Source organism: Pseudoalteromonas umbrosa, from assembly GCF_030125375.1.
In the GTDB taxonomy this organism is placed as follows: Bacteria; Pseudomonadota; Gammaproteobacteria; order Enterobacterales; family Alteromonadaceae; genus Pseudoalteromonas; species Pseudoalteromonas umbrosa.
On sequence record NZ_JASJUU010000025.1, the window covers coordinates 24,974 to 32,059 of the forward strand.

The 7,086-nt window shown below is 40.2% G+C and carries 4 protein-coding genes; all 4 read right to left on the reverse strand.

What is annotated here, in order from left to right:
- Positions 1-2 precede the first annotated feature (2 nt).
- Positions 3-3,062, reverse strand: a complete 3,060-nt coding sequence (locus tag QNM16_RS26385) for an efflux RND transporter permease subunit (RefSeq protein WP_284023163.1) — start codon at positions 3,060-3,062, stop codon at positions 3-5.
- The gene (locus QNM16_RS26390; protein WP_284023164.1) at positions 3,059-4,132 is read right to left on the reverse strand and encodes an efflux RND transporter periplasmic adaptor subunit; all 1,074 of its coding nucleotides are present in this window, start codon (positions 4,130-4,132) and stop codon (positions 3,059-3,061) included. The genes QNM16_RS26385 and QNM16_RS26390 overlap by 4 nt, the downstream gene beginning before the upstream one ends.
- Positions 4,133-4,148: 16 nt before the next feature.
- Entirely contained in the window at positions 4,149-4,847 is a 699-nt protein-coding gene (locus QNM16_RS26395; protein ID WP_284023165.1) for a DUF3313 family protein, read from the reverse strand.
- A gap of 333 nt (positions 4,848-5,180) precedes the next feature.
- A complete protein-coding gene (lexA, locus tag QNM16_RS26400; protein ID WP_039608086.1) occupies positions 5,181-5,792 on the reverse strand; it encodes a transcriptional repressor LexA in 612 nt (203 codons plus the stop codon).
- Positions 5,793-7,086: the final 1,294 nt, after the last annotated feature.

Consider the following 7,086-nt stretch of genomic DNA (forward strand, 5'->3'; position numbering starts at 1 on the left):
CATTAGTTTTGTACCTTTATTCTATAAAATAACGCATAGAGTACAGGCACAATACCAAGTGTTAGTAAGGTAGAAAACAGCAAACCGCCCATGATCCCAAGTGCCATCGGCTCCCACATTTCTCCTCCACCCAAATACAATGGGATAAGACCAAACACGGTCGTTGCAGTCGTTAATAAAATCGGTCGCATACGTTGCTGTGCGGCTGAGATAATCCCCTCCACAGGATTATTCGGTGTATTCTCAAGCTCAATTTTAATCCGCTCTAACAATACAATTGCATTGTTTATAACAATACCTGCCAAAGAAATAATGCCAAGTAAAGTCATGAAGCCAAAAAATGACTGCCCTACTAGTAGACCCAAGATCACGCCAATAAATCCCAATGGAATTGTAGTCAGCACAATAATTGACTTACGGATCGAGTTAAATTGACCTATCAGCAAGATAACGATAATAAATACCGCTATAGGCATTTTATCTGCAATAGACTGATTAGCTTTACCAGAAGACTCTGCCTCACCACCCAATTCATATGAGTACCCAAATGGCCAGTTTTGCTTTTGCTCTTCCAACCAAGGCACTAATGCTGCAAATCCTTCGTTCGCCGTAATGCCATCAAGCTGCGCACCCACTGCAACAGTTTTTAAACGGTCACGTCGTAAGATCTGAGCACTTTCCCAAACCACTTCAATATCTGCAACCTGTTTTAAAGGAACCGATGCACCCGTAGCTTGTGAATAAACCATCATGGCTTCCAATTTGCCAATATCATCTCTGTCAGCGGCTACAGAGCGCAAGGTAACAGGTATTAACTCATTTCCTTCGCGGTATTGTGTAAGCTCCAAGCCACTAAAGCCTGTTTGTAATGAACTTGCGATATCTTTGCTCGATACACCCACACGTCGAGCACGTGTTTGATTAATTTTGATCTGTACCTTTTTACTTGGCAAACCCCAATCATCACTGATTGCTTTAAGCCCCGGAGTCTCCGCCATTTTCGCCTTCAACTGGTCGACAATCGCCATCAAGGTATCTTGATCATCACCAGAAAGCCGGATCTCTACCGGGTTAGCTATCGGTGCACCATTTTCAATCTTTCGCTGCTTAATCAATAAGTCAGGGTGTCGACTTAAAGCATACTGCTCAATATCTAGCATCAAATCATCAATCAGTTGATACGAAGTGGTACTGACAATCATCAACGCATAGTTTGAACTCGTTGGCTCTGGCGTATGAGTTAATAAGAATCTGGGACCACCATTACCAACATAACTGACCCACTGCGTAACCCCCTCAAGACGCTCGGTTGATACCAATAGCTCATTTTGAATATAAGCTTCCATGTCTTTTACCAAAGCTTCGGTTGTTTCTAACCGAGTACCGATTGGCAGCTCTAACTCAACTTTAAAATAGTCACGATCTGAAGGTGGGAAAAATAGTTTCGGAATTAACTGCATGCCTTGCAGCGCAATAAAAAATGCAGCCACACATGCCATCAACGTGGTCCAGCGGTGGCGGATCATGGTGGTTAAAAGGTTTTTATAAGTTAAATACACACCCGTGTTGTAATCAGCAGCTTGTGATTTCACACGTGTAAAGTACACACATAACATAGGGATCATAGTCATGGCCAGCAACCATGAACATAACAAAGTAATGGTCACAACCTTGAACAATGAAGCCGTATACTCACCTGTCGATGATTCAGCTAAAAAAATGGGTAAAAACGCAGCCCCAGTGGTCAACGACGACACTAACAAAGGCACTTTTAATTCATCTGCCGAGTCAACCGCAGCATCTATCGAAGCCTTGCCGCGCTCCATTTGTACCATGATGTTTTCAGACATCACGATACCATTATCGACCAACATCCCAAGCGCGATAATGAGTGCAGCTAGTGAAATTTGATCAATACTAATATGGAAAAATGACATTACCAAAATACCAAAGACCATACTCATTGGAATAAGGCTGGCAACAATAAGGCCTGTTCTTAGCCCCAAAGTAAATAACATCACTAAGGTAACAACCAATACCGCTTGCAAAAGATTGGAGACAAAGTCACTGACCTTTTGTTCGACTTCTTTAGGTAAGAAAGAAAGCAACTTAAATTCAACGCCAATGGGATAAACACTTTCTAAGTAATTCAGGGTTTCTAGTACTTGCTCGCCCAAAGCAATATTATTACCGCCTTGTCGCATAGAAATGGCGATCGTTAAACCTTCATCTAAGCCCACTCGTACCTTAGACTTTGCGGGGTCTACATAATCACGATAAACAACGGCAATATCAGACAGTAGCAATACCTGTTCGCTACCCGGTACATTAATGATGGTATTGGCAATATCTTCTACTGACTCAAAATTGCCGCTCGGCTCAAGTGCGAGAGTTTCATCATTGATATAAATAGAACCACCAGGGTTAACAATATTACGTGAGGCAAGCTGCTCTTTCAGCTGGTTAGGTGAAATGCCAAGGGCACCAAGCCGCGCGTTTTCAAATTCAATAAATACACGCTGCTCTTGGTTACCATAAATTTCTACCTTTGCTGCCTCGGGTAATCGTAACAAGGTGTCCCTCACCTGTTCAGCGACATCTTCCAATTCGCGATAGGTATACCCTTCTGCGGTAAGCCCAATAACAATACCGAACACATCCCCAAATTCATCGTTTACAATAGGAGTTTGCGCATCACTGGGTAAGTCTTTTTCAATACTCTGGATCTTACGCCGTAGGTTATCCCAGATAGGGCGCATATTCTTATAGCTTTCCTTGATATTAACGCTAACGATAGATACGCCTGTTTTGGAGGTGCTACTGACAAAATCTAATTCTGGGATCTGCTGTACAACCTTCTCTATTTGGTCGGTGACAAGCTCTTCTACTCGCTGTGGGCTAGCTCCGGGGAAGTAAGTAACCACTTGCGCCGTTCTAATAATAAAACCAGGATCGTAATCTTTTGGCATTTTATTAAACGAGATGATCCCAAAAAATAGCAATGCAGCTATCAGTACCCAAGTTGTCCGATTATTTTCTAATGCAAGTCTGGTTATATTCACTGGACCTCCTTGTTAAATTTTACAAGTTGGCCTGCGCTCACTTTACTCATACCAGCAGTAACAACATAAGCGCCTTCAGATACTCCACTGATAACTGGGAAACCTAGGGTAGAAACCTCACCAATCACAACAGGGTTTTTCTCAATTTTTCCTTTACCTGCCCCAGCAGACTCCACTGTCCATACAAAATTACCGGATGCATCTTTGAGCACAGTTTTTATTGGTAAGTAGAGACCACTTTTATTCACATCAGCGCCTTTGGCAAGCACCTTTGCTGTCATGCCCGGTAAGATGTTGTAACCCTCAGGGCGCGTCATGCTGAGAGTAACCTCATAGGCTTTTGTTACCTCATCAGCTTGTGTGCTCACTTCAACAAAGTCTAATGGAAAGGTTTTATCAGGGATCCCTGAAAACTCTGCAATAATGTGTTTAGGCGCATCTTTTGAGACTTTAATCATTAAGCTCTCGGGCACATTGACCTTAAGCGTTACATGCTTGATATCTTGCAGTGTTGCAACAACTTGCTTGGCTTGCACCTCTTCAAAACGCTCTATGTAAGTGCGTGCCACAACACCCGAAAATGATGCTTTTAAGCTTGTGTAAGACAAGTTGTTTTTTGCATTCGCCAATTTACTTTTTGCACTAGTAAAGTGGGACTGTAGTTGGTCATAATCAGATTGCGAAATCGTACCGGATTTAATAAGTTGTTTAGCACGCCTAAAGTCAGCCTGTGCTTTATTATAATTAGCCTGCGCTTCATCTAAAGAAAGTTTGTATTCTGTTGCATCTAACTTAGCAATAACATCACCAAGCTGAATTTCTTGCCCCTGCTTTACTAACAACTCGGTAACTTCACCTGGTACTTTAAATGATAGATCCGCAGAAGATGCAGCATCAACCACCGCAGGGAATTCCACCAAAGGACCATCGACTTGTGAAGACAGCAATAATGTCCTCACTGGACGAAGCTGCTCTGATTGCTCTTGCTCTGATTTTTGCTCTGAACAACCAATTAATGCCAAGCAAAATATTGCCATAACACCTAGCTGCTTGCCTTTTATTATCTTCATAAAAGCTCCTTTAGTTTTACTGAACATTACGATGTTGAGTCATCGCAGTAACAAAATTATCTATCCAAACATCAAGTACGGCCTTAACCGTTTCAACATTCTCAGTACCATCAGCCTTCAGTACCGAATCCAATTCTTTATGTGCAGTCATCATTACCACTGGTGCCTTCCGGCTCCCTAAATAGAACGCTGACTCCAGTGACACATGTGTTAAAGCCTCGGTTTGCTCTGTCGCGGCTAAATACGCAGTTTTGCCCGCGTTATACACTAATCTAATAGGTACAAAGTCTCTTACTTGTAATGAAATGGGTTCAAATTGCACATCAGTAAAAGCGCCTTCAATTGTCAGTACAGTGTCATCTGCACCTTCGGGTTTTGTCGTTACAACTTTATAGTAAGGACTCAGTTTGATTTGCATTTGCGACTGCATGTAATGACTTAGCTTAGCAACATGCTGAGGGTTAATGTTTAAAAACTCTGATTCAGAAGCGTTAATCCACACTTCAAACTGAGGAATATAGAGCACTTCGATTTTACTTAACACTTCTCTATTGAATGTGTTATCGACGAATAAGTTGGTGTCTTCGTAGTCATCAGAGGGGAGTAATACATCATAATTGGGTAAAAAACCTGAACGCGTATTATTTGAGCTCGAAGCACAGGCGGATAACATACATACCAAAGCGACAATCAATACTACTTTAAACCAAGTCATAAGCTGCTCCATATTCAATTCATTTCCAGTGGTTTTAACACAATCACAAGCAAGCCTCTGATCTCTTTTGAAATCAAATGTAACCTGTGAATACAAATAAATTTAAGTTCTTAAATTAAGACGAATAGCTCAGACTGCGAATCATGGATTTAGTGCAAAATAATTTTTATTTTTGCTTAACAAGCACGTATTCCAAAGCTGATGTTATATTTATGTAACGTAAGTATATGATATGGAAGTATAGCTTAAAAGGGGTCTGTTAATTTATAAAAATAGTTTTGGTGGGATAAGCTGAAATATAAGACCTCAGCTTATCAGGCAATCAAAAAAACGTTACAGGTTACCGCGGATCACACCGACAGCGAGACCTTCAATATTGAAAACTTCTTGCTCTAGGTCAACTTCAATCGGAGAGAAGTCTTCATTCTCAGCATGTAAGAATACTTTTTTGCCGACTTTTTCAAAACGCTTAACGGTGACGTCTTCCTCAACACGAGCAACAACAACTTGCCCGTTATTGGCAACTTGTGTTCTATGAACAGCAAGCAAGTCACCATCCATTATACCGATATTTTTCATGCTCATGCCATTAACACGAAGTAGGTAATCAGCAGATGGCTGGAACATACCTGGATCTACTTGGCAATGATTCTCTATGTGCTCTTGCGCCAAAATAGGCTCACCAGCAGCTACTCGGCCTACCAGAGGCAAACCAAGTTGCTCTGGCTCATCCGCTTCGACCAAACGAATACCACGACTGGCGCCAGGTACCATTTCGATGACCCCTTTTTTAGCAAGCGCTTTCAAATGCTCTTCTGCCGCATTGGCACTGCGAAAACCAAGAGACTCGGCAATTTCCGCACGAGTCGGTGGCATACCTGTGTCTTTGATAAAAACTTTGATCAGTTCGAATACTTGTTCTTGTCGTTTTGTTAAAGGTCGCATATAACTGGTTTTCCATACAGTGCATTTACTGTGAGTATATACAGTTAAAATTAAATCGCAATGCTAAACCACTAATACTTGTCTGAATCACGAAAACTATTTAGAGCGAGAAAGCAACCTTAAGAGAACATTACTTTATGAACCCAACAGTGTAACTAACAATTTTTCTTAATCACTAGTAGTAAAGCTAGGATATAAACTTACATCTGAAGCCATGATGGTAACAATAAAATCTTTAGGCAGTTAATGATAATTGACACCGCCCTCAAGTGCTGGGATTCTCAAACTTATCTAGTAAATATAATTTAAACCCCTTACAGAGTTAAAACCAGATCCTAATAAAAACATAAAACCGATTAAAGCCAACATTTGAATACTAAGTTTATTTAGAAGAAGAAAATAATAAAAAGTTCAAAACTCACATCTTGTTTTATTTATATTAAAAAGAACAGAATTTAAAAAACTAAGATTAAAACATCAGATTTAAAAGCATAGACAGCTTTTTCGATGAGCTATTAGATACAGGCTTTATTAAGTTAAAGTTGTATAAATACTTGGACATGCTCTAGTACCTTTCACTTACAAGCTTTGAAGAAGCTATCAGCGACCTGTTATGTCACGTAAGCTATATCATAATTTATAATTTTGATATTTTTCCTTTTAAGCTTTCATAAAACCCATTTATTTACTTGTTTATATAAATAGACCTAGTGACATTTTCATCATGTAGTATAAAAAAATAAAGCACCACAAAAATAAAAATTAAAAACAGCCGGATCAACCTATAAAAACCATATATAGAATATAGAAAGTGACTAGATACTTGTAGCCTTCAATAAATAAAGTTTTAAGATGTAAAAAACTCTGGTTATAACTAAAGTTACATATCTTCTTGTAAAAGTGCCGACTTTCGACCTTCAAAAACTACTCCATAATTCTCATAGGGTAGACACTACAACATATTGTATTACATAACATGGCCAAGTATACGAGCTTAATAGACAGTAACTTTTGTCAAAGCCGATAACCGTTTTATCTTATCCTGTCGTTCAAAATTAGCGACAGCGAACGCAGTGAGTACGCTCTTTTTGCGCAAGGTGAAATGAGCCGTTTTAACCACTGCTAAGGGACTTAAACGCAAAAAAGCCCGACTCTTTCGAATCGGGCTTTCTTTTATTTGGCGCTTTTGGTGCGCTACGCAGTAGAATGTCCTACTTTCACATGGGAAAGACTCGCCGTCCGCCCCACACACTATCATCGGCGCTATCGTGCAAAAGGTTAGCGACAGCGAACG

Excerpts from the sequence above, each read along its gene's own strand:
- lexA (WP_039608086.1), bottom strand. The coding sequence starts at position 5,792 with ATGCGACCTTTAACAAAACGACAAGAACAAGTATTCGAACTGATCAAA.
- QNM16_RS26395 (WP_284023165.1), bottom strand. The coding sequence starts at position 4,847 with ATGACTTGGTTTAAAGTAGTATTGATTGTCGCTTTGGTATGTATGTTA.
- QNM16_RS26390 (WP_284023164.1), bottom strand. The coding sequence starts at position 4,132 with ATGAAGATAATAAAAGGCAAGCAGCTAGGTGTTATGGCAATATTTTGC.